General features: G+C 73.8%; 19 protein-coding genes and 1 pseudogene. 12 read left to right on the top strand and 8 right to left on the bottom strand.

All coding sequences use genetic code 11. The annotated features are described in order from the left end of the window. The 4 genes and pseudogenes from AB0H81_RS33750 to AB0H81_RS33735 all read left to right on the top strand — a co-directional run. Positions 1 to 326: pseudogene (locus tag AB0H81_RS33750) on the top strand (acyl-CoA carboxylase subunit beta); the annotation flags it as partial. Then, positions 323 to 2,275 (top strand): biotin carboxylase N-terminal domain-containing protein, encoded by a 1,953-nt coding sequence (locus AB0H81_RS33745; protein ID WP_358382835.1) that lies wholly within the window; start codon positions 323 to 325, stop codon positions 2,273 to 2,275. The pseudogene AB0H81_RS33750 and the gene AB0H81_RS33745, both read left to right, overlap by 4 nt. Continuing rightward, a complete protein-coding gene (locus AB0H81_RS33740) occupies positions 2,272 to 3,081 on the top strand; it encodes an enoyl-CoA hydratase-related protein (protein ID WP_358382832.1) in 810 nt (269 codons plus the stop codon). Before AB0H81_RS33745 ends, AB0H81_RS33740 begins: the two co-directional genes overlap by 4 nt. A 2-nt stretch (positions 3,082 to 3,083) precedes the next feature. After that, positions 3,084 to 4,859 carry an acyclic terpene utilization AtuA family protein gene (locus AB0H81_RS33735; RefSeq protein WP_358382837.1) on the top strand — a complete coding sequence of 592 codons (1,776 nt, stop codon included), beginning with the start codon at positions 3,084 to 3,086 and terminating at the stop codon, positions 4,857 to 4,859. A 9-nt stretch (positions 4,860 to 4,868) separates the two neighbouring features. Here the strand turns inward: AB0H81_RS33735 and AB0H81_RS33730 are convergent, their stop codons facing one another. Then, positions 4,869 to 5,723, bottom strand: a complete 855-nt coding sequence (locus AB0H81_RS33730) for an NAD(P)-dependent oxidoreductase (RefSeq protein WP_358382829.1) — start codon at positions 5,721 to 5,723, stop codon at positions 4,869 to 4,871. A 135-nt stretch (positions 5,724 to 5,858) separates the two neighbouring features. Between AB0H81_RS33730 and AB0H81_RS33725 the strand changes: the two genes are divergently transcribed. The 5 genes from AB0H81_RS33725 to AB0H81_RS33705 all read left to right on the top strand — a co-directional run bounded on the left by AB0H81_RS33725 (position 5,859) and on the right by AB0H81_RS33705 (position 9,345). Then, a complete protein-coding gene (locus AB0H81_RS33725; RefSeq protein ID WP_358382827.1) occupies positions 5,859 to 6,698 on the top strand; it encodes a helix-turn-helix transcriptional regulator in 840 nt (279 codons plus the stop codon). 198 nt (positions 6,699 to 6,896) lie between these two features. Further along, a complete protein-coding gene (locus tag AB0H81_RS33720; protein ID WP_358382824.1) occupies positions 6,897 to 7,703 on the top strand; it encodes a GNAT family N-acetyltransferase in 807 nt (268 codons plus the stop codon). Positions 7,704 to 7,837: 134 nt separating this feature from the next. Then, the gene (locus AB0H81_RS33715; protein ID WP_358382821.1) at positions 7,838 to 8,059 is read left to right on the top strand and encodes a hypothetical protein; all 222 of its coding nucleotides are present in this window, start codon (positions 7,838 to 7,840) and stop codon (positions 8,057 to 8,059) included. 96 nt (positions 8,060 to 8,155) lie between these two features. Further along, positions 8,156 to 9,007 carry a helix-turn-helix transcriptional regulator gene (locus AB0H81_RS33710; protein ID WP_358382818.1) on the top strand — a complete coding sequence of 284 codons (852 nt, stop codon included), beginning with the start codon at positions 8,156 to 8,158 and terminating at the stop codon, positions 9,005 to 9,007. 71 nt (positions 9,008 to 9,078) lie between these two features. Next, on the top strand, positions 9,079 to 9,345 hold the full coding sequence (locus AB0H81_RS33705; RefSeq protein ID WP_358382815.1) for a hypothetical protein: 267 nt from the start codon (positions 9,079 to 9,081) through the stop codon (positions 9,343 to 9,345). Positions 9,346 to 9,369: 24 nt separating this feature from the next. Here AB0H81_RS33705 and AB0H81_RS33700 read toward each other — a convergent pair whose 3' ends face one another. From AB0H81_RS33700 to AB0H81_RS33670, 7 genes are all read right to left on the bottom strand, one after another. Continuing rightward, a complete protein-coding gene (locus tag AB0H81_RS33700; RefSeq protein ID WP_358382812.1) occupies positions 9,370 to 9,795 on the bottom strand; it encodes a MerR family transcriptional regulator in 426 nt (141 codons plus the stop codon). Positions 9,796 to 9,830: 35 nt separating this feature from the next. Continuing rightward, complete coding sequence (locus AB0H81_RS33695; RefSeq protein ID WP_358382810.1) at positions 9,831 to 10,448, bottom strand: TetR/AcrR family transcriptional regulator; 618 nt, start codon at positions 10,446 to 10,448, stop codon at positions 9,831 to 9,833. 16 nt (positions 10,449 to 10,464) lie between these two features. Next, positions 10,465 to 12,552: a glycosyltransferase family 39 protein gene (locus AB0H81_RS33690; protein WP_358382807.1), complete on the bottom strand. Its 2,088-nt coding sequence runs from the start codon at positions 12,550 to 12,552 to the stop codon at positions 10,465 to 10,467. Next, the gene (locus tag AB0H81_RS33685; RefSeq protein WP_358382805.1) at positions 12,549 to 13,718 is read right to left on the bottom strand and encodes a bifunctional glycosyltransferase family 2/GtrA family protein; all 1,170 of its coding nucleotides are present in this window, start codon (positions 13,716 to 13,718) and stop codon (positions 12,549 to 12,551) included. The genes AB0H81_RS33690 and AB0H81_RS33685 overlap by 4 nt, the downstream gene beginning before the upstream one ends. Positions 13,719 to 13,758: 40 nt before the next feature. After that, on the bottom strand, positions 13,759 to 15,096 hold the full coding sequence (locus AB0H81_RS33680; RefSeq protein WP_358382802.1) for a HAMP domain-containing sensor histidine kinase: 1,338 nt from the start codon (positions 15,094 to 15,096) through the stop codon (positions 13,759 to 13,761). Continuing rightward, positions 15,093 to 15,788 (bottom strand): response regulator transcription factor, encoded by a 696-nt coding sequence (locus tag AB0H81_RS33675; protein ID WP_358382800.1) that lies wholly within the window; start codon positions 15,786 to 15,788, stop codon positions 15,093 to 15,095. Before AB0H81_RS33675 ends, AB0H81_RS33680 begins: the two co-directional genes overlap by 4 nt. Before the next feature lie 65 nt (positions 15,789 to 15,853). Continuing rightward, positions 15,854 to 17,362, bottom strand: a complete 1,509-nt coding sequence (locus AB0H81_RS33670) for an NAD(P)/FAD-dependent oxidoreductase (protein WP_358382797.1) — start codon at positions 17,360 to 17,362, stop codon at positions 15,854 to 15,856. Positions 17,363 to 17,550: 188 nt separating this feature from the next. Here AB0H81_RS33670 and AB0H81_RS33665 point away from each other — a divergent pair, with 188 nt between their 5' ends. The 3 genes from AB0H81_RS33665 to AB0H81_RS33655 form a co-directional block, all read left to right on the top strand. Next, positions 17,551 to 18,477: a pseudouridine-5'-phosphate glycosidase gene (locus tag AB0H81_RS33665; protein ID WP_358382794.1), complete on the top strand. Its 927-nt coding sequence runs from the start codon at positions 17,551 to 17,553 to the stop codon at positions 18,475 to 18,477. Further along, on the top strand, positions 18,474 to 19,475 hold the full coding sequence (locus AB0H81_RS33660; protein ID WP_358382791.1) for a sugar kinase: 1,002 nt from the start codon (positions 18,474 to 18,476) through the stop codon (positions 19,473 to 19,475). The genes AB0H81_RS33665 and AB0H81_RS33660 overlap by 4 nt, the downstream gene beginning before the upstream one ends. 83 nt (positions 19,476 to 19,558) lie before the next feature. Continuing rightward, the coding region (locus tag AB0H81_RS33655) for a hypothetical protein (protein ID WP_358382789.1) at positions 19,559 to 21,523 on the top strand (1,965 nt) is incomplete at its 3' end.

The raw sequence follows: 21,523 nt of genomic DNA, 5'->3' as shown, positions 1-21,523 counted from the left end.
ACCCCCGGAGGTGTCCGGCCGCGAGGCCGGGCGCCATGTCCGGGGGCTTGGGCCGGGGGCGGGGGGGGGGGGGGCTGGGGCGCGGCCGCCCCGCCCGCCCCCCGGCGCGCGGGCAGGTGTACGACGAGGAGGCCGACGCGGCGATGCGGGCCATGGTGGAGGCGCAGGTGGAGGCGGAGTCGCTGCCGTTCTTCCTGTCCGGGCGGCTGTACGACGACGGGGTGATCGACCCGCGCGACACCCGGACCGTGCTCGGGCTGTGCCTGTCGGCGGTCAACAGCGCCCCGGTACCCGAGGCGGCGGGATACGGGGTGTTCCGGCCGTGATCACCCGCCTGCTGGTCGCCAACCGGGGCGAGATCGCCCGCCGGATCTTCCGGACCTGCCGCGAGCTCGGCGTCGAGACCGTCGCGGTGTTCTCCGACGCCGACGCCTCCGCGCCGCACGTGGCCGAGGCCGACGCCGCGGTACGGCTGCCGGGGACGCGGCCGGCGGACACGTACCTGGCGATCGACCGGATCGTGGCGGCGTGCCGCGCCTCGGGCGCCGACGCGGTCCACCCCGGCTACGGGTTCCTGTCGGAGAGCGCGGACTTCGCGCGGGCCGTGCTGGAGGCGGGGCTCGTCTGGGTGGGGCCGCCGCCGGAGGCGGTCGCCGCGATGGGGTCGAAGGTGACGGCCAAGCGGCTGATGGCGGAGGCCGGGGTTCCGGTCCTGCCTACGCGGACGGCCGCACCTGTCTCGGGGGAGGCCGTTCCGAACTCACGGGAGGCCGAGGCAGGAGATGGCCCTGCGGCAGCGGACGGCGGCGAGCTGGAGTACCCGCTGCTGGTGAAGGCGTCGGCGGGGGGCGGCGGGCGCGGGATGCGGGTCGTGCGCTCCCCCGCCGAGCTCGCCGCGCAGGTGGAGTCGGCGCGGCGGGAGGCCGAGGCGGCGTTCGGCGACGGCACGGTGTTCGTGGAGCCGCTGCTGGAGGGCGCCCGCCACGTCGAGGTGCAGATCCTCGCCGACGCGCACGGGTGCGTGTGGGCGCTCGGCGAGCGCGAGTGCAGCATCCAGCGCCGCCACCAGAAGGTCGTCGAGGAGTGCCCGTCGCCCGGCGTCGAGGACACGACCCGGGAGACGCTGCGCGACGCGGCGGTCCGCGCGGCCCGGGCGATCGGCTACGTGGGCGCGGGCACCGTGGAGTTCCTGGTCAAGGGCGAGCGGGTGGCGTTCCTGGAGATGAACACCCGGCTCCAGGTGGAGCACCCGGTGACCGAGCTGGTGTACGGGGTGGACCTGGTGCGCCTCCAACTGGAGATCGCGGAGGGGGCCGCGCTGCCGGAGTCGCCGCCGGAGCCGCGCGGCCACGCCGTCGAGGCCCGCCTGTACGCCGAGGACCGCGACCACCTGCCGCGGACGGGTGTCCTGTCGCACTTCGAGATCCCGGGACGCGGTGACGGCGTACGGGTGGACTCGGGGGTCGAGTCGGGCTCCGTGGTGCCGCCGTACTACGACGCGATGCTCGCCAAGGTGATCGCGCACGGCGCCACGCGCGGCGAGGCGGTCAGGAGGCTGACGGCGGCGCTGCGGCATGCCCGGCTGCACGGCGTCACCACGAACCGCGACCTGCTGGTCGCCGTCCTCGCCCATCCCGCGTTCCGCGCCGGTGACACGCACATCGGGTTCCTCGACGAGCACCGCGACGCGCTCCTGCCCCCGGCTCCGCCGCAGCCGCCGCCGCTCGCCGTGCTCGCCGCCGCCCTGGCCGGGGCGGCCGCCAACCGCCGCGACGCGCGCGTCCTCGCGAGCCTGCCCGGCGGCTGGCGCAACGTCCGCTCGCAGCCGCGGACCGCGCGCTTCGAGGAGGCCGAGACCGTCTACGACCCGCTGCCGGACGGCGTCACCGTGGTGTCCGCCGGACCGCACCTGGTCGTGCTGGAGGCGGACGGCGTGCGGCGGACGTTCCAGGTGACCCGCCACGGCGGCAGGGTCCACGTCGACTCCGGCGGCCTCCACGCCGAGCTGACGCCCGTCGCGCGCCTGCCGGAGCCGGTCGAACGGGCCGCGCCGGGCTCGCTGCTCGCGCCCATGCCGGGCGGCGTCCTCCGCGTGGAGGTCAAGGAAGGGCAGCGCGTGGACAAGGGGCAGGCCGTCCTGGTGCTGGAAGCCATGAAGATGGAGCATCGGATCACCGCGCCCGCCGCCGGGATCGTCTCCGCCCTGCGTGTGGGGAAGGGCGACCAGGTCGAGGCCGGGGCGGTGCTGGCGATCATCGACGAGGAGAACACATGACGCGCCTGGTCCACAGGGAGCTCGCCGGCGGAGTGGCCACGATCACCCTCGACTCGCCGCCGAACCGCAACGCGCTGTCCGTGCGGCTGCTCGGCGACCTCGAGGAACGGCTGACCTGGGCGCTGGCCGAACCGGAGGCGCGGGTGATCGTGCTGACCGGCACCGGCCCGGTCTTCTGCTCGGGCGCCGACCTGAAGGAGCAGCGGATCGAGCCCGCCTCGGGCGCCGCCGACGCCCCGGTGACGGCGTCGTTCCCGGAGATCATGGCGCTCATCTGGGAGAGCCCGAAGCCGGTCATCTGCCGCCTCAACGGCACCGCCCGGGCCGGCGGCCTGGGCCTGGTGGCGGCCTGCGACTTCGCGGTCGCGCCCCTGACGGCTTCCTTCGCGTTCAGCGAGGTACGGCTCGGCGTGGCGCCCGCGATGATCTCCGTACCGGTGCTGCGCAGGCTGAACCCGAGGGCGGCGGCCGAGTACCTGATGACCGGGGAGGTGTTCGACGCCGCCAGGGCGGTGGAGATCGGGCTGCTGTCGCGCGCCGTGCCGGCGGAGGAGCTGGACGCGGCGGTGGCGCACTACGCGGACATGCTCGTCAAGGGCGGGCCGGAGGCGCTGGCGATCACCAAGCGGCTGGTGCGCGAGGTGCCGGCCATGCCGTTCGAGGAGGGGCTGCGGCGGATGACCGCGCTGTCGGCGCAGCGCTTCACGTCCCAGGAGGGGCAGGAGGGGATCGCCGCGTTCATGGAGAAGCGCCCGCCCTCCTGGGTCCCGGCCGCGCCGGCCGAGGAGAAGCAGCCGAGGGCGTGACGGTGCTCCGCGTCGCCAACTGCAGCGGCTTCTACGGCGACCGGCTGTCGGCCGCCCGGGAGATGGTCGAGGGCGGCCCGATCGACGTGCTCACCGGCGACTGGCTGGCGGAGCTGACCATGCTCATCCTGGCCGGCAGCCGCCTCAAGGGCCGCCCCGGCTACGCGCCGACGTTCCTCAGGCAGCTGGAGGACGTGCTCGGCCCCTGCCTCGACCGCGGCATCAAGATCGTCGCGAACGCGGGCGGGCTCGACCCGGCGGGCTGTGCCGAGGCCGTTCACGAGCTGGCCGCCAGACTCGGCCTGTCCCCCGCCGTCGCGCACGTCACCGGCGACGACCTCATGGGACGGCCGCTCGACCTGGTCAACGCCGACACGGGCGAACGGCTCGACGCCGAGCCGCTGACCGCCAACGCCTACCTCGGCGGACGGCCGATCGCCCGGGCGCTCGCCGCCGGGGCGGACGTCGTGGTGACCGGCCGCGTCACGGACGCCGCCCTGGTGACGGGGCCGGGCATGTGGCGGTACGGCTGGGGCCCGGACGACCTGGACGCGCTGGCCGGCTCGGTGGTCGCGGGCCACGTCATCGAGTGCGGCTGCCAGGCCACGGGCGGCAACTACGCGTTCTTCCAGGACGTGCCGGACCTCGCGCACTGCGGCTTCCCGATCGCCGAGCTGCACGGCGACGGCTCGTCGGTCATCACCAAGCACCCCGGCACGGGCGGCCTCGTCTCGATCGGCACGGTCACGGCGCAGCTCGTGTACGAGATCGCCGGGCCGCGCTACCCCGGCCCCGACGTGGTGGCGCGCTTCGACACCATCACGCTGTCGGACGACGGGCCGGACCGGGTGCGGATCTCGGGGGTGCGCGGCGAGCCGCCGCCGGACACGCTCAAGGTCGCGGTGACCGTGCCGGGCGGCTACCGCAACACGATGACGCTCGTCCTGACGGGCCTGGACGTGGCGGACAAGGCGCGGGTCGCGGAGGAGGCGATCTGGGCGCGGGTGCCGCGGGAGTCGTTCGACGAGGTGGACGTCACGCTCACCGACCGGGGACTGCTGCGGATCACCGTCATGGACCGGGACCGGCGCAAGGCGGGCCGCGTCTTCTCCTCGGCGGTGGTGGAGACGGGGCTGGCCGGCTACCCGGGCTTCCACGCGCTGACGCCGCCGGGCGACGCCTCGCCGTACGGGATCTACTGGCCGGTGCTGGTGCCGGCCGCCGAGGTCCCGTGGACCGTCCACCTCGACGGCCGCCCGCTACCCCCCGACCCCTCTCCGGGGGGAGCCACCCTGCCCTCCCTGGCGCGGGCCCTGCCGGCAAACGCCACGGCCTCCCCGGCGCAGGACCCGCGGGCAGAGGTACGGCGGGACGCGGCGCCCAACGGCGGCGGTCAGCTCGCCGACCCGCTCCCCGCCCCGGACGTGCGGCGCGTCCCCCTGGGGCGGATCATGGGGGCCCGCTCGGGCGACAAGGGCGGCAACGCGAACCTGGGCGTCTGGGTCGACACACCCGAGCGGTACGCCTGGCTGGCCGCCACCCTCACCGTGGACCGGCTGAAGGAGTCGCTGCCCGAGCTGGCCCCGTACCGGATCGACCGCCACGACCTGCCCAACCTCCACGCCCTCAACTTCGTCGTCCACGGCCTGCTGGGACGGGGGGTGGCCGCCAGCCCCCGCATGGACCCCCAGGCCAAGGCCCTGGGCGAGGAGCTGCGCGGGTGTCCGGTCGACGTCCCGGAAGACCTCCTGCCGGGCCCCTCGAAGCGGCCGGCTTGACGGGCCCGGCTAGGCGGACCGGTTGACGACGCTCCAGTCCTCCCCGCCCCGCCCCTCGGCCACGGCCCGGGTGAAGACCGCCAGGACGGCGTCGAGGAGGGGGTAACCGGCAGCTCCCGCCAGGCGGGAGGCGTAGTCCAGGTCCTTGCGCGCCCACTCGGCGGAGAAGTTGATCGGGTCGGGCGGGGCGACCAGGTTGTCGTGCGCCATCCTGGTGATGACGCCGCCCGGCCGCTCCAGCAGCGCGGCCCCCACCTGTCCGAGGTCGAGACCCGCGCCCGCCGCCAGCTTCATCGCCTCGCCGAACGCGGCCATGTGAACGGCTTGCAGCGCGTTGAGCACCAGCTTGAAGCGCGTGCCGGCGCCGACGGGGCCGAAGTGCCGGACCTCACGGGAGACGGCGGTGAGCACCGGGGCGAGCTCGGCCAGCCGAGCCGGATCGCCGCCGGCCAGCATCGTGAGGTTGCCGGTCCGGGCGCCTTCCGCCCCACCGGTCAGCGGCATGTCGTAGAAGGTGAGGTCCCGCTCCCCGCAGGCGGCCGCCAGCTCGGCGATCCAGCCGACCGACAGGGTGGCCGAGGAAATCAGGACCGTGCCGGGCCGGGCGCCGGCCAGGATGCCTTCGGGGCCCAGCCACACCGCGCGCGAGGACTCGTCGTCGGCGGTCACCTCGAAGACCACGTCGGCCCGGCGGGCCGCTTCGGCCGGGGTGCGGGCCGGCGGCTCGGTGTCCGGGATCGCCGACAGGGCCTCCGGACGCAGCGGGCTGCGGTTCCACAGGACCACGTCGTGCCCGTTCCGGGCCAGGTTGGCGGCCATGCCCCGGCCCATGATGCCCACCCCGACGATTGCCACGACTGCCATCGTTCTCTCCCTCGTCACTGCTCGATCAACGTGCGGTGTCATCGTGCCCGTCTCGGGGAGCGGTGAGGCAGGCCCGCCGAAGGGGTGCCCTGGCAGGGCCCCCTTGGCCCGCCGCCGGAGCGACATACTTGGCGTATGGCAGCGAAGACCGATCTGGGAGAGTTCCTGCGGGCCCGGCGATCCAGGATCGCGCCGCAGGAGGTGGGGCTGCCCGCCACCACCGGACGCCGCCGGACGCCCGGGCTGCGCCGCGAGGAGGTGGCGATGCTGGCCGGGGTGAGCATCGAGTACTACACCCGCCTGGAGCAGGGCAAGCAAGGCAATCCCAGCCCGGCGGTGCTGGAGGCGATCGCCGGGGTGCTGCGGTTGAGCGAGGACGAGCGCGGGCACCTGTTCGAGCTGGCCGACGCTCCCGCGGCCAGGCCGGCCGCCTCCCGGCCGTCCCGGCAGCTCAGGGCGGAGGTGCGCCGGCTGCTGGACATCGTCGCCCCTCACCCCGCCTACGTGCTGAGCCGGGCCAACGACCTGCTGGCCGCCAACGCGGCGGGGATGAGGCTGCTGCCGGGGATCGAGGAGTGGCCGGCGGCCTCGCGGAACACCGCGCGCTACACGTTCCTGCACCCGCGGGGCAAACGCGTCTACGGCAACTGGGACGAAGTGGCCGCGGCCACGGTGGCTCATCTGCGTGCCGTCGCCGGGACCTACCCCAACGCGCCCGACGTGGTCGCCCTGGTGGGAGAGCTGGCCGTCAAGAGCCGGGAGTTCGCCGCCCTCTGGGACCGGTACGACGTGCGCAGGCGCACCAACGGCCGCAAGTGCTTCCGGCATCCCGAGGTGGGCTCCATGACCCTGACCTACGAGGTGCTGACCGTCGCGCGCAGCGAGGGGCATCGTCTGGTCGTCTACCAGGCGGAACCGGGCACCCCCGACCACGACGCGATGCTGCTGCTCGGGATGGCGGAGGTGAGCGGCTGAGCCGCCCAGGCAGAGCGGCGGTGGTCAAGCCACGGGAGCGCGCCGTCGCGGCTGATGAGGCCGCCCTTCAGGGTGGTCCCACCCACATCAACCGCCACGACACACTCTCTTCTCTTATACCCCACCAGACGAAGCCGGATAGAGCCCCACAAAAGGGTTTGTGAGGCTGGTTCGGGATACGGAAGGATGCCGGGCGTGATGAGGATCCGCCGCCTGACCTCCGCCGACCTCGACGCCTGCACCCGCCTGGCCACCGCGCGCCAGTGGGGACCCGAGCGTCACAAGTGGGCGCTGCTGCTCGACGTCGGCGAGGGCTACGGCATCGACGCGCCCGACGGCGACGGGCTGGCGGCGACCAACATCCTGACCCGCTACGGCCACGACCACGCCGTGATCAGCATGGTCCTCACCGCCGAACGCCACGCGCGCCAGGGCCTCGCCCGCGCGCTCATGGAGCACGCGCTGGAGCAGGCCGGCGACCGCACCGTCTCGCTGCACGCCACCGAGCAGGGCCGCCCGCTGTACGAGCGGCTCGGGTTCCGCACCGTGGGCCGGGTCGCCAAGCACACCGGCGTGTTCACGGGCGAGCCGTCCGGCGTCACCCGCCCGGCGACCGCGGACGACCTCGGCGCGATCCTGACGCTCGACGCGGAGGTCTTCGGCACGGACCGGTCGGAGCTGCTGCGCCGCATGTTCGGATTCGGGCTCTCCGTCCGCGTCGCGGAGCAGGGTTTCGGTCACTGCTGGCGCAACGATACGAACGTCGTCATCGGCCCCGTCGTGGCCCAGGACCTCGCCACCGCCCGGGCGCTCATCGGCGACCTGGCCCTCGACGCCGGCGGCGAGGTGCGCATGGACCTCGACCTGGCCCAGGAGGAGCTGGTCGCGTGGGCCGTGGCGCACGGGATGGGCCAGCCGTGGGAGGTGTCGCTCATGGTCAGGGACGGTGACCTGCCTGGCGACCGCGCCCGGCAGTTCCTCCCGTTCATGCAGGCCCTGGGCTGACTTTCCCTGTCGCCCTTTCTGACCGGAGAATCCCCCCTCTCACCCAATATGGCGATTTTTCCGAAAACGATCAGGTATGTCCCGACGCCCCGTACAATTGCGCGCAATTGCAGATCACGGGGAAGGACCAATCCATGCGCATGCGGTTCCTCGGCTCCACGTCGGAGGCGGGCGCCTGCCCCACCCTGTACGAGACCGACCGCGGCACCATCGTGGTGCAGGGCCTCCGGCTCACCGATCCCGAGGCCCTCGCCGACCTGCGCGACGTCCTCGACGGGGAGGACGCGGTGGAGGTGCCCCGGGAACTGATCACCGAGATCGCCCGCCGCGTCCTGCAGGAGCCGCCGAGCCACTGACCCAGCATCCGGTTCGCCACATTCCGCTATTGCTTGGTCACGATTGCGCCACTGCCTCTGGCATGATCCACCCCGGCCCGTCTAGCCTCTTGCCGCGTGACGTCCTTTCAGCAGGCGCGGATCGACCTCGGCGGCCAGTTGCGGCAGCTCCGCGAGGCCGCCCACCTGTCGGGCAAGGACCTGGCCGAGCGGCTGCGCTGGCAGCCGTCCAAGGTCTCGCGCCTGGAGAACGCCAGGCAGACGGCCACGGAGGACGACGTCGTGGTGTGGGCGCAGGCCGTACAGGCGGGGCCCGAGACCACGGACGACCTGATCCGGCAGGCGATCGCGCTGCTGGAGCGGCACGACGACTGGAAGCAGCGGCACCGCAGCGGGCTGGCCGCGATCCAGGAGGACATCCGCGACCTGGAGGCCCGCACCAAGCTCTTCCGGGTGTTCGAGCCGAACATCGTGGTCGGCCTGCTCCAGACCGCCGAGTACTCCCGGCACGTGTTCAGCAAGGTCAAGCGCCTCTACAGCGCGCCGGAGCAGATCGACGCCGCGGTCCGGGTGCGGATGCAACGGCAGGAGATCCTCTACGACCGCGCGCGGACGTTCCGGTTCGTGCTGCCCGAATCGGCGCTGAACACCCGGCTCGCCCCGCTCGACGTCATGCGGGGCCAGCTCGACCGGCTGCTCGCCGTCAGCACCCTGCCGAATGTCGAGTTCGGGGTCATCCCTTACACCGCGGAGCTGCCGTCCGCGCCGATCAACGGGTTCTGGATCTACAACGACGCCATGGTCGGCGTCGCGACCCTGACCAAGGACCTCGTGCTCCGCGATCCGGACGACATCGCCTTCTACGCGCGGGCGTTCGAGGATTTCGCCAAGGTGGCCGCCTTCGACGAGGACGGCAGAGACGTCATCATCCGCGTTCTTGACGAATACCGGAAACAATCCTCGCATTAATCCTCGCAATTGCTTGCCCGCCTCCACAAGATCGTGCAATTCTGTCGCGGGAGACGTTGCGGAGGTGACGCATGATGCTTGATACCGCGCTCAGCCTCGAGCGGTTCGCGTGGTACGCGGGTCGTCACGCCGACCTGACGGTCCAGAGCCTTTCCCTGGCCAGCGACCCGGCGTACGTGTCGGTGCGCAACCGCTTCTCCACCACGCTCGCCGAGACCGTGACCTGCTCCGAGGACGGCAGCTTCGTCACCTCGTGGGGCTACCGGCTCGGCACGGCCGACGACGTCGAGTCGGCCGCCGCCCGCCTCGCGTTCCTCCTCGCCGCGCTGCCGGCCTGAGATCGCCCGCTCCGCGCGCGGCCGTCAGGCGGGGCCCCCGCAGGGGTCCGGTTCGACGCCGATGGTGCTCTCCATGACACGCCGGTAGTCCGGGCACCGGGTGAAGTCCTCGGCGTCGCACTCCAGGACGTGCTCGATCAGCCGCTTGGAGGCGGAGATCTCGGCCAGGCGCCGCTCCAGCTCGGCGTGCTGGCGCCGCAGGACCTCGCGCCGCTCGTCCGGGCCGGACGCCTGGAGGATCTGCCCGATGCGCTCCAGGCTCATCCCGCCCGCCTTGGCGCGCACGATCGTGGCCACCCGTACCACGTGGTCCTCGGTGTAGACGCGGCGGCCGTTGACGCGGGCCGCCGGGGTGAGCAGCCCCATCGCCTCCCAGTGACGCAGGACGTGGGCGGCGAGCCCGAACCGCTCGGCCAGCTCACCGATGCGCATGCCGTCGTCCGGCCTCATGGCGAGATCACCTCTCCGCGCCCGTCAGGGGAAGGTCATGAGAAGGAGGTCACCGGGATGCCGGCCTCGCCGGCGGCGGCGGTGCGGGCGTGGGCCAGCAGCCGCCCCCGGTCGAGCACGTCGGGGTGCAGGGTGTAGCGGATGATGAGCCCGTCGAGCATGGCGTCGATCCGCTCGGCCGCGCCCGCCGGGTCCTCGCAGGAGAACTCCCCCGCGTCCGTGCCGTCGGACAGCACCCGGGCCAGCGCGTCGAGCCAGGCCGTCTCCAGCTCCAGCATGATCTCGTTGACGGCCGGCTCCCTGAGCGCGGTGTTCCACGCGTCGATCCAGAGCAGCCAGCTCTGGTCGGAGGGCGACTCCGGGATGTAGTACCGCAGCACCCTGTCGAGGCGCTCCACCGCCGAACCCGGGCCCGCGACCAGCTCGTCGAGCTTGGCGCTCTCGATGTCGAGGGTGGCCCGGAGCATGGCGGTGATCAGCTCGTCCTTGGTGGCGAAGTGGTAGTGGATGAGGCCGCCGCTCACGTTGATGGACTTGGCGATGTCGGCGATCCGGGTGTGGGCCAGACCCCGCTCCAGCACCACCTTGCGCGTGGCCTCGAGCAGCTCGGCCCTGCGCTGGTCAGCCTGATCGGCCCGGGACGTACTCCGCACCGGGCCAGCCTATCCGTCAGGAGGCCGCGGCGGAGCAGTCGTGGAGGCCGTCCTGGCCGTCCACCGCGGCGCAGTTCTGCCGCACCCACGTGGTGACCTCGCTGTTGCCCCGGCCGGGGCCGCCGCGGTCGTCACCGCTGAGCACGTACCGGAGCCGGCCGGAGGAGACGAGCTCCTTGAGGCGGTCGACGGTCATGGCGGGGTCGCTGCCGGTGAAGCCGCCCATGGCGATCACCGGCTTGCCGGTGGACAGGATGATGGAGGACGCCTGCTGGGCGCTGTTGACGGCCACGAGCCACTCGGCCTTGCCCTGGTTGGCCAGCAGGTACTTGACCATGGAGTCGCTCACGCCGCCGCCCGGACCGCCCGTCACCCGCCCGCTCCGGCCGCTGGGAGCCTCCCCGCCATCCTGCGGGGGCCGCATGCCCTCGGGGAACCGGCCTTCGCGGAACGCGCCGTACTGGCCGGGAGGCATGCCGCCGGGGCGCATCCCGCCCATGGGGCCGAAGCCCATGCCGCCCGTCGAGGGGCCGGCGGTCGGGTTGGTGCCGTTCACCTGCGAGCCGAGCGGCGAGACCGCGTACGCGGCGGGCCCGGCGAGCCCGGCGACCAGCGTGGCGGCCAGCGCGCCGACGGCGACCCTGGCGGCCAGGCGCCCGCGTCCGGCGAGGACGAGCCCGGCCAGCGCCAGCCCGGCGACGGCGAGGACGGTGGCGGCGAGCACGGCCCACGCCAGCCACGGCACGAAGTCGGTCGTGCGGCGCAGCACGGTGAACGACCAGCCACCCGTGACCGCGACCGCCAGGGGCAGCACCCAGGCCCAGGTCCGCGACCGGCGGAAGGCCTGCCACATGAGCACGCCGCCCATGCCGGTGATCGCGGCCACGGCCGGGGCCATGGCGGTGGTGTAGTACGGGTGGAAGGTGCCGCTGGAGAAGCTGAAGACCGCGAAGTGGACGGCCAGCCAGCCGCCCCAGACCAGCCACGCCGCACCGCTCGCGCCGTCCTGGACGCCGGCTCCGGGCGCGCCGCCCTCGAGCGCGGCCGCGGACGCGCCGTCCTGGGCGCCGGCCGCCCCCTCTGCGCCGGCGCGCCGGGCGGTCCAGCGCATCAGCGCCGCGAACGCCAGGGCGAGGGCGCAGAACGGCAGCAGCCAGGAGATCTGCCCGGCCATCATGTCGTTGAACAGCCGCCCGGCGCCCGACTCGCCGCCGAACGACGCGCCCCCTCCGCCGCCGAACCCACCGCCGCCGCTCTGGCCGAAGATCCGGCCCAGGCCGTTGTAGCCGATGACGAGGTCCCAGACGGAGTTGTCGGTGGATCCGCCGATGTACGGGCGGGACGCGGCCGGCCACAGGTCGACGATCACCATCCACCAGGCGCTGGAGACGGCCATCACGGCGCCGGCCGCGAGCAGGTGCCCGATCCGCCGCACCACGGCCCCGCGGGCGCACACCAGGTAGGCGAGCGCGAACGACGGCACCACCAGGTACGCCTGGAGCATCTTGGTGTTGAAGGCGAGCCCCACGAACAGCGCGCACAGCAGCAGCGACCGCAGCCGCCCGGTGCGCAGCGACTCCAGGCAGAACCACGCGGCCAGCACGAGCAGCAGCACGAGGACGGTGTCGGGGTTGTTGTCCCGGTTGATGGCCACGGTGATGGGCGTGAGGGTCATGACGACGGCAGCGAGCAGGGCGGCCACGTGCCCGTGCCGGGCGTTGCCGTAGGCGCGCAGCACGGCGCCGTGCACGAGGGCGACGGCGGCCACGCCCGCGACGGCCTGCGGGAGCAGCATGCTCCACGTCCCGAACCCGAACACCCGGGCCGACAGTCCCATGACCCAGAGCGCGAACGGCGGCTTGTCCACGGTGATGTACGAGCCCGCGTCGATGGCGCCGAAGAAGAACGCCTTCCAGCTCTTGGTGCCGGACAGGATGGCGGCGGCGTAGTACTCGTTGGCGTAGCCGCTGAGCGCCCACGCGTACAGGACGAAGGCGGCGGCGAGCACGGCCCACAGGGCGGGCCGCGACCAGCGCGGGGCGGGGGCGGCGGCGCGCCGGGACGCGCGGCGGCGGTGGGCGGCGAGGCTCACGGTGCTCGTCATCGGGCGTTCCTCCGGGGGTTGAAGACCCACACGCGCAGCAGCAGGAACCGCACGAGCGTGGCCAGCGCGTTGGCCACGACCACGGCGGCCAGCTCGACGCCGTGGGAGACGCCGTCGGGCAGCAGCGCGAGGCCGCCGGTGGTCAGGGCGAGCCCGACGAGGAACGCGAGGAGCCCCTCGAACTGCTGGCGCAGCGCCCCGGACGACCCGATGACGCCGAAGGTGAAGCGGCGGTTGGCGGCGGTGTTGGCCACGGCCGTGACGAGCAGTGCGACGGCGTTCGCGGTGAACGCCGGCACGGCCTGGCGCAGGCCGGAGAACAGCAGCAGGTAGGCGAGCGTGCTGAACACGCCCACGACGGCGAAGCGGGGAAGCTGGCGGGCCATGCCCCGGGGCAGCTCGGCCTGGCGCACGCGGGCGGGGACGGGGATGCGGGCGGCGCCGGACAACGTCCGGCGGGCGACCCGGGCCAGGCCGCGCAGGTCGTCGAGGGCGGTCCGGAGGACGTCGACGCGGCTGTCGGGGTCGTCCACCCAGTCGACGGGCACCTCGTGGATGCGCAGCCCGTGCCGCTCGGCGAGCAGCAGCAGCTCGGTGTCGAAGAACCACTGCTCGTCCTCGACGGCGGGCAGCAGCGCCTGCGCCACCTCGGTGCGCACGGCCTTGAAGCCGCACTGGGCGTCGGAGAAGCGCGCCCCCATCACGGAGCGGAGCAGCAGGTTGTACGCGCGGGAGATGAACTCGCGCCTGGGGCCGCGCACCACGTTCGAGCCGCGGGAGAGCCGGGTGCCGATCGCGAGGTCGCTGTGGCCCGACAGCAGGGGCGCCACCAGGGGCAGGAACGCGTCGAGGTCGGTGGACAGGTCGACGTCCATGTAGCTGACGACGTCGGCGTCGCTGGAGGACCACACGTGCCGCAGCGCCCGGCCGCGGCCCTTGGCGTCGAGGTGGACGGCCCGCACGTGGGTCAGCTCGGCGGCCAGTTGCCGGGCCTCGTGCCAGGTGCCGTCGGTGCTGGCGTTGTCGGCGATCGTGATGCGGAAGCCGTAGGGAAAGGTGCGGGTCAGGTAGCCGTGCAGCCGGACGATGCTCTCGCGCAGCGCCCGCTGCTCGTTGTGGACCGGGACGACCACCTCGACGAGGCGCGTCTTGACTGGAGTCTGCATGCTCCCAGTGCAGAACATCCTTCTTTGAACTGACTTGTGCCTATCTGAGGGCTGAGTGAGATTTCCCAGGAATCTCGACAGTGGCGATGACTCCACCGCCCGGAGCGTTGTCAAGACGCACCCGGCCGCCCGCCTCGGCGACGGACTGGGCCACGATCGCCAGGCCCAGCCCCGAGCCGGGCATGGCGCGGGCCGAGGGCGAACGCCAGAACCGGTCGAAGACGTGCGGCAGCTCCTCCTCGGCGATGCCGGGCCCGTGGTCGCGCACGGTCAGCGTGCCGTCGCGCAGCTCCACGTCCACCTGGCCGGGGCCGAACTTGGCCGCGTTGTCGATGAGGTTCAGCACGGCACGTTCCAAGGACGCGGCGCCGCCGAAGACGTACCACTCGCCGAGGTCGGTGGTGACCTCGGCGCCGCGCAGCCGCGCCCGCTCCACGGCGGCCCGCACGACGTCGTGCAGGCCCAGCTCGGCGTGCGGCTCGTGGTCGGTGTCGCCGCGCGCGAGCTGGAGCAGGTCGCCGACGAGCGTGGACAGCTCGGCGAACTGGGCCTTGACGTTGACGAGCAGCCGTTTCTTCGCGCCGGGCTCGATGCTGCGGCCGGTCTCCTCGCTGCGCAGCAGCAGGTCGATGTTGGTGCGCAGGGTGGTGAGCGGCGTGCGCAGCTCGTGCCCGGCGTCGGCGACGAGCTGGCGCTGCCGCTCCCGCGACCCGGCCAGGGCCGTGGTCATGGCGTTGAACGACGTGCCGAGCCGGGCGATCTCGTCGGTGCCCTGGACGGGGATGCGGGTGCTGAGGTCCTCGGTCTGCGCGATGTGCTCGACGGCCTTGGTGAGGCGGCCCACGGGGGCCAGCGCGGTCCTGGAGATCGCCAGACCGGTCCAGGCGGCGGCCAGCGCGCCGAGCGCCGTGAGACCGGCGAGGCCGAGCGCCATCCGCCGCAGGGAGCTGTTCAGGTGAGCGAGCGGCCGGGACTCCAGGACGGCGACGCCGGGCGCGAAGTTCGTGGTCACCACGCGCACACTGCGCCCGTCGACGGTCTGGCCGTTCCGGTAGACCGGCTCACCGGGCTGAGCGACCCGAGCCAGGTCCTCCTTGGTGGCCTTGATGGGCGAGCCCACGGAGCAGGTGGTGTTGTCGGCGAGCAGGAGGGTCACGGTCTCGGCGAAATGACCTTCGGTGCCCTCGGGGCGGCAGTGCTCCTGCAGCCATCGCTGGTCCCCGGGCTTCTCGGGCTCCATGATCGCCTGGTCCAGCGTGCCGAGCATCTGCTGCTTGGCCACGAACCACGACATCGCGGAGGCCAGGGCGATGGCCAGCGCCACCGCGACCGTGACCAGCAGCGTCAGCCGCGAGCGGAGGCTGCTGAACCGTCTCATGTCGTCGCCCGCAGGACGTACCCCACCCCGCGCACGGTGTGGATCACGCGCGGCTCTCCGCCGGCCTCGGTCTTGCGCCGCAGGTACATGATGTACACGTCGAGGGAGTTGGAGGTCGGCTCGAAGTCGAAGCCCCACACCTCGCCGAGGATCTGCTCGCGGGTCAGCACCTGGCGCGGGTGGGCGAGGAACAGCTCCATGAGGAGGTACTCGGTCCGGGTCAGGTCGAGCGGCCGGTCGCCGCGGGTGACCTCCCTGGTCGCCGGGTCCATGCGCAGGTCGCCGTACGCGAGGAGGTTCTCCGGCGCGCTGGTGTGCAGGGAGCTGCGCCGCAGCAGCGCGCGGACGCGGGCCAGCAGCTCGTCCAGCTCGAACGGCTTGACCAGGTAGTCGTCGGCGCCCGCGTCGAGGCCGGACACCCGGTCGCCCACGGCGTCGCGGGCGGTCAGCATGAGCACGGGCACGTGGTTGCCGGCCGCGCGCAGCCTCCGGCATGCGGTCAGCCCGTCGAGGCGCGGCATCATGACGTCGAGCAGCACGGCGTCGTACGGCTCGCGGACCAGCGCGTCCAGCGCGGCCTGGCCGTCGTTGGCGGTGCCCACCTTGTAGCCCTCGAACTCCAGGCTCGACTGCAGCGCCTCACGCAACGCGGGCTCGTCGTCCACCACCAGCAACCGTGCGGGCTCACTCATGCTCACAAACTAAGCGCACATCATGAGAACCCTATGAACGGCCCGGCCGACTTGCATGAGAATGATCAGGCGCTGAGCACGGCCATCGCGGCGTTGTGGCCCGGGATGCCGCTCACGCCGCCGCCCCTGCGGGCGCCGGCGCCGCACAGCAGGATCCGCTCGTCCTCGGTCTCCACGCCCCAGCCCCTCCCGTTCTCGGTGTAGGGCCAGGTGAGGTCGCGGTGGAAGATGTGGCCGCCCGGCAGTCCCGCCTCGTTCTCCAGGTCCACCGGCGTCCTGACCTCGACGCAGGGCGTGCCGTCCGGGGCGCGCAGCAGGCAGTCCTCGATCGGCTCGGCCAGCACCCGGTCGAACGAGGCGAACGTGGCCCGCAGCGCCGCCTCCCGCGCCCCCTCGGGGTCGGCGCGGAAGAGCCGCGCCGGCATGTGCAGGCCGAACAGCGTCATGGTCTCGGCCCGTCCCCGCAGCTCCGGCCCGAGGATGGAGGGGTCGGTGAGCGAGTGGCAGTACACCTCGGCGGGCGGCACCTCCGGGATCCGGCCGCGCGACGCCTGCGCGTGGGCCGCCGCGAGCTGGTCGCGGCCCTCGTTGATGTGGAACGTCCCGCTGAAGGCGGCATGGGGGTCCACCGAGGCGTCGCGGAGCCGGGGCAGCCGCGACAGCACCATGTTGACCTTGAGCTGCGCCCCCTCCGGCACGTCGGCGGGCCGGCCGAGCACCCGGTCGAGGACGGCGGGCGGCAGGTTGACCAGCACGTGGCCGCCGGTCACGGTGTGCTCACCGTCGTCCGCGCGGAAGGTGACCTCCCCGGACGGGGCGATGCCGACGATCTCGGCGCCGGTCCTGATCTCGGCCCCGGCCCGCCTGGCCGCCGCCTCGATCGCGCCCGAGACGGCGCCCATGCCGCCGACCGGGACGTTCCACTCGCCGGTGCCGTCGCCGATGACGTGGTAGAGGAAGCAGCGGTTGGCCGCCAGGTCCGCGGCGGGGTCGGCGAAGGTGCCGATCAGGGCGTCGGTCAGCACGACGCCGCGTACGGTGTCGTCGCCGAACCGCTCGTCCACCGCCTGGCCGACGGGCCGGGCGAACAGGTCGCGCCACGCCTCCGGCCCGACCAGCCGCTCGACCTCGGCGGCCGTCGGCAGGGGTTCGAGGAGGGTGGGCGCGAGGGCGCGCGCCGTCCGGGCGATCATGGCGTAGAAGTCGCGCCACGCCTTGTGGTCGGCCTCGCCGCCGGTGACGCGCCGGAACGACTCCGCGGTGCGGGCCTCGTCGTCGTTGTCGACGAGCAGCCCGGTGCCGTCCTTCGGGGTGTACGAGGCGTAGCGGCGGCGGCGCAGCTCCAGGCCGAGGCCCAGATCTTGGACGATCTTCGTGGGGAGCAGGCTGACGAGGTAGGAGTAGCGCGACAGCCGTACGTCCACGCCGGGGAAGGCGCGGGCGGAGATGGCGAGCCCTCCGGCGTGGTCCAGGCGTTCGAGGACGAGCACCCGGCGTCCGGCGCGGGCGAGGTAGGCCGCGGCCACCAGGCCGTTGTGCCCACCACCCGCCACTACAACGTCATATCTCCCCATACCGGCACCTTACGGCCCGATCGGGCTTCGGCGCAGGAGTCCCCTGGGGGCGTCGTCGCAGGGCCGTAAGCTGGGACGGGGCGCAGGAGCGGGACACGCGCCCCAAGTAGCCGCAAATCCCTCAAATGCACTAAAGTCGCCGTTTCGCCCTGCCCAGGGCCGATCGTCCGAAGGAGCACCACAGCCCCATGCGCACCGCCGCCGACCCCCTTCTCCAGCCGTCCGACGAGGTCGCCGAGGCCCTGTCCACCGGTGCGCCCGTCGTGGCCCTGGAGTCCACGATCATCTCCCACGGCCTGCCGCAGCCGCGCAACCTCGAGGTCGCCCGGGAACTGGAGGGGATCGTCCGCGAGGCGGGCGCCGTGCCGGCCACCATCGCGGTGCTCGACGGCGTCGCCCGCGCCGGGCTGAGCGACGCCGAGCTGGAGCGCGTGGCGTCCGAGCCGGGGCTGCGCAAGCTGGGCCAGCGCGACCTGCCGATGGCGGCGGCGCTCAAGGCCAGCGGGGCGACGACCGTCTCGGCGACGTCGTTCCTGGCCGCGCGGGCGGGCATCCGGGTGTTCGCCACCGGCGGTCTCGGCGGCGTCCACCGGGGCTGGACCGAGGACCAGGACGAGTCGGCCGACCTCGGCACGCTCGCCGGCACCCGCATCACGGTGGTGTGCGCCGGCGTCAAGTCGATCCTCGACGTGCCCGCGACGCTCCAGCGGCTGGAGACCCGCGGCGTCAGCGTGGCCGGCTACCGCACCGACACGTTCCCCGGCTTCTACCTGCACTCCTCCGGCGAGCCCGTCGACTGGCGGGTCGAGACGCCCGAGGAGGTCGCGGACGTCATGCGCGCCCAGGACGCCTTCGGCGGCCCGGAGACCGCTCTCATCGTCGCCAACCCGGTGCCGGTGGACCAGCAGCTCGACCCCGCGCTGCACGACCGGGTGCTCGCCGAGGCCCTGGAGGCCGCGGCCCGCGACGGCGTCACCGGTCAGGCGATCACGCCGTTCCTGCTGGGCTACCTGGTGCGCGGCACCGGCGGCGCCTCCCTGGAGGCCAACCTGGCCGCCGTCCGCGGCAACACCGCGCTCGCGGCCCGGATCGCGCGCGCCTGGTCCCGGCCGTGACCGACGCGGCCCCGCCGCCCGTCCCGTCCTCGGCGCCTCACGCCTCCGGAACGGCGGGCGGCGGCGGGCTGCTGGTGGTCGGCGACGTGGTGACGGACGTCGTGGCCCTGCACGGCACCCCCGTCGCGCCCGGCACCGACACCGCCGCCGACATCGTGCTGCGGCCGGGCGGCTCCGGCGCGAACACCGCCTGCTGGGCCGCCCACCTCGGCGCCGACGCCCGCCTGCTGACCCGGCTCGGCTACGACAGCAGCGAGTGGCACACCGCCGAGCTGGTCAGGACGGGGGTACGCCCGCACGCCCAGGTGGACCCCGCGCACCCGACGGCCGTGGTGATCGCGATGGTGGACGCCACCGGGGAGCGGTCCATGCTCACCAACCGGGGCGCCGGCGGCCGGATGTCGCCCGCCGACTGGGACGACGCGTTCCTCGACGGCGTCGCCCTCCTGCACCTGTCGGGCTACACGTTCTTCACCGAGCCGGGGCTGGCGCTGGCCCGCCTGGCGATGGAGCGGGCCACCGCCGCGGGCATCGCGGTCAGCGTCGACCCCGCGTCCACGGGGCCGCTGCGGGAGTTCGGGGTCGAGCGGTTCCTGGACGAGTCGGCGCCCGCCGGTTTGATCATCCCCAACCGCGACGAGGCCCTCGTCCTGACCGGCGTCACGGAGCCGGAACGCGCCGCCGAGATCCTCAGTGAGCGGTACGGCGCGGCGGTGGTGAAGCTGGGATCCCAGGGGGCGCTCTCAGCGACCGGAGGTCGTATCGTGGCGGCGGCGGAGGGCCTGCGCGTCCATGCGACGGGTGGCGGGGCCCTCGACACGACCGGCGCGGGCGACGCCTTCGCTGCCGGATATCTCACAGCTCGCCTCAAGGGTGACGGCGAAGCGGCAGCTCTGCGGGCGGGATGCCAGGCGGGTGCGGCATGTGTGGCCCTGGTGGGCGGTCGGCCACGGTACGGTTTGGAAGTGCACCGTCTTTACCCTATTCACGCCGATTGATAGCTTGCCGCGTAGGCTGCACCATGAGCCACATGCGTATCGCCTGGCAACGCGGTTCACTCTGGGGAGGTTAAGGTCCGCCGATGGAAGTCGAGTCATCGATCTGCCTGAGCGACCTGGTCCCCGCCCTACGCTGGAGCAGGCCCCAGCAGGTCGCGGAGGCGCTGGGCGATCCGCGTCTGCCGGCCGCGTGGTGGTCCTCCCTGCCGCTGTCGCGGGCGCTCGCGACGGCCGGACTCGACTGGATCTGTGAACGGGTCGCCCGCCTGGCCGCCGCCCGCTGGGACCACCTGCCGCTGTCCGACCTCCTTCCGGCGCTGTCGGTGCACCGGGTGGACCCGGCGCTGCCGGGCTGGTCCGACGCCACCCGCACGGCCGTGGCGGGCCTCGGCGGCTGGCAGCGGCTGCGCCGGCTCTCCCCCGCCGACCTGGCCACACCCTCGGCGACGCCGGAGGTGGTCATCAACTCCGTGTTGCGCGAGGTGCTCGGCCGCATCCAACACGAGGTGACGCAGACCGGCACGACCGCAGCCGTCCAGGCAGGTCACCCGGAGGTCACCCGCCCCTTCGTCCCGCGCCCCGCCGGCGCTTCCGGTGAGGGCGCGGCCGCGTCTTCCGGCCCGTTCCCCGCCCAGCCCGCCGCGCACCAGACGGGTTCGTTCCCGGCGCAGCCCCAGCCGCAGAGCGGGGCCTTCCCCGCGCAGCCCGAGACGCAGAGCGGCGGGTTCCCGGTCCAGCCGCAGGCCGCCCAGCAGAGCGGCGGGTTCCCCGCGCAGGGCGAGGGCGTGCCGCCGCACCAGACGGGCGGCTTCCCCGCCGTGGGCCAGGACGCGCCGTCCCAGCCGGGCGCCGCGCCGCAGCAGTCGGGCCCCTTCCCGGCCGCGGGCCAGGGGCCCCGGCCGCACCAGACCGGCTCCTTCCCCGCCGTGGGCTCCGAACCGCACCAGACCGGCGGCTTCCCCGCGGTCGGCTCCGAACCGCACCAGACCGGCGGCTTCCCCGCGGTCGGCTCCGAACCGCACCAGACCGGGGGGTTCCCCGCGGTCGGCCAGAGCGGGCCCTTCCCCGTCCAGCCCGGGGGCACGCCGCCGGGCGACACGGGCGCCTTCCCGGGACAGCCCGGCTCCGACACCGGGTCCTTCCCCCGTCCGGGCGCCACCGGCCAGCAGGACACGGGCGCCTTCCCCGGCCGGCCCGGCGCGTCCCACACCGGCCCCCTCCCCCGCACGGGCGCCCCCGCCCCGAACGGCCAGGTCCCGAGCGCGCAGCCAGGACAGCCCGGACAGCCCGGCCCGCAGGTCAACGGCCAGCGCCCGGCGGTCCCCGTCTCCTCGCCCCTCATGGGCGACTACGCCGGCGTCCCGGCCTCCCCGGCGCCCTCGCCCGTGCCGTCCGACATGGACCACGCGATGGTCCGGGTGGTGGACAGCCTGTTCCGCGGGCTGGACAAGCTGGAGCTCTCCGTGGCGGTCCACCGGCTGTTCGCCGAGGACCCCGTCAGCCTCCGTACGCTCGCCCACAAGATGCTCGTCGACCGTGACGCGCTCTCCCACGCGCAGCGCACCGCGGAGGAGCGCGTCCTCCACTGGCTGCGCTCCTCGGAGTCGGCGCCGGTGACGGGCCACATGTTCCGGCTGACCGAGTGGCTCGGCGCCGCCGCCACGCAGGAGCAGCTCATCGGCGCCGACCCGGCTCACCCGGTGATCGTGCCGTCGCTGCGCACGCCGCTGTGGCGGGTGCTCGTCACGCTCATGCCCGACCGCCGCCTCCAGGACGGGTGGCTGGTCGTGGGCGACATCCAGCGGCTCCAGGCGCGTACGCGGCAGTTGCTCGCCTCGCAGCCGGCCGACGCCGACGTGGTGGAGCTCCTCGGCGAGCTCGGCATCCGGGCGCACTCGGCCAAGGCGTGGCTCGAAGCGCTGCCCCCTGAGAGCTCGGCGCAGGACGCGGCGGCCGCCGCTCCCTCGCCCGCCCAGCCGCTTCCCCGGCGCACGCCCGGGGCCAACGGACACCACCACCGCGGCGGCCAGCCGATCCCCGCGGCCGGA

This window comes from Nonomuraea sp. NPDC050691 (genome assembly GCF_040654455.1).
In the GTDB taxonomy this organism is placed as follows: Bacteria; Actinomycetota; Actinomycetes; order Streptosporangiales; family Streptosporangiaceae; genus Nonomuraea.
The sequence above is the reverse complement of the archived record's forward strand: the minus strand, read 5'-3'. Positions and strand labels throughout refer to the sequence as shown.

Bases quoted from the DNA above. Each gene is read 5' to 3' on its own strand.
- AB0H81_RS33740 (WP_358382832.1), top strand. From the start codon at position 2,272: ATGACGCGCCTGGTCCACAGGGAGCTCGCCGGCGGAGTGGCCACGATC.
- AB0H81_RS33730 (WP_358382829.1), bottom strand. From the start codon at position 5,723: ATGGCAGTCGTGGCAATCGTCGGGGTGGGCATCATGGGCCGGGGCATG.
- AB0H81_RS33725 (WP_358382827.1), top strand. From the start codon at position 5,859: ATGGCAGCGAAGACCGATCTGGGAGAGTTCCTGCGGGCCCGGCGATCC.
- AB0H81_RS33720 (WP_358382824.1), top strand. From the start codon at position 6,897: ATGAGGATCCGCCGCCTGACCTCCGCCGACCTCGACGCCTGCACCCGC.
- AB0H81_RS33715 (WP_358382821.1), top strand. From the start codon at position 7,838: ATGCGCATGCGGTTCCTCGGCTCCACGTCGGAGGCGGGCGCCTGCCCC.
- AB0H81_RS33705 (WP_358382815.1), top strand. From the start codon at position 9,079: ATGATGCTTGATACCGCGCTCAGCCTCGAGCGGTTCGCGTGGTACGCG.
- AB0H81_RS33700 (WP_358382812.1), bottom strand. From the start codon at position 9,795: ATGAGGCCGGACGACGGCATGCGCATCGGTGAGCTGGCCGAGCGGTTC.
- AB0H81_RS33690 (WP_358382807.1), bottom strand. From the start codon at position 12,552: ATGACGAGCACCGTGAGCCTCGCCGCCCACCGCCGCCGCGCGTCCCGG.
- AB0H81_RS33685 (WP_358382805.1), bottom strand. From the start codon at position 13,718: ATGCAGACTCCAGTCAAGACGCGCCTCGTCGAGGTGGTCGTCCCGGTC.
- AB0H81_RS33680 (WP_358382802.1), bottom strand. From the start codon at position 15,096: ATGAGACGGTTCAGCAGCCTCCGCTCGCGGCTGACGCTGCTGGTCACG.
- AB0H81_RS33675 (WP_358382800.1), bottom strand. From the start codon at position 15,788: ATGAGTGAGCCCGCACGGTTGCTGGTGGTGGACGACGAGCCCGCGTTG.
- AB0H81_RS33670 (WP_358382797.1), bottom strand. From the start codon at position 17,362: ATGGGGAGATATGACGTTGTAGTGGCGGGTGGTGGGCACAACGGCCTG.
- AB0H81_RS33665 (WP_358382794.1), top strand. From the start codon at position 17,551: ATGCGCACCGCCGCCGACCCCCTTCTCCAGCCGTCCGACGAGGTCGCC.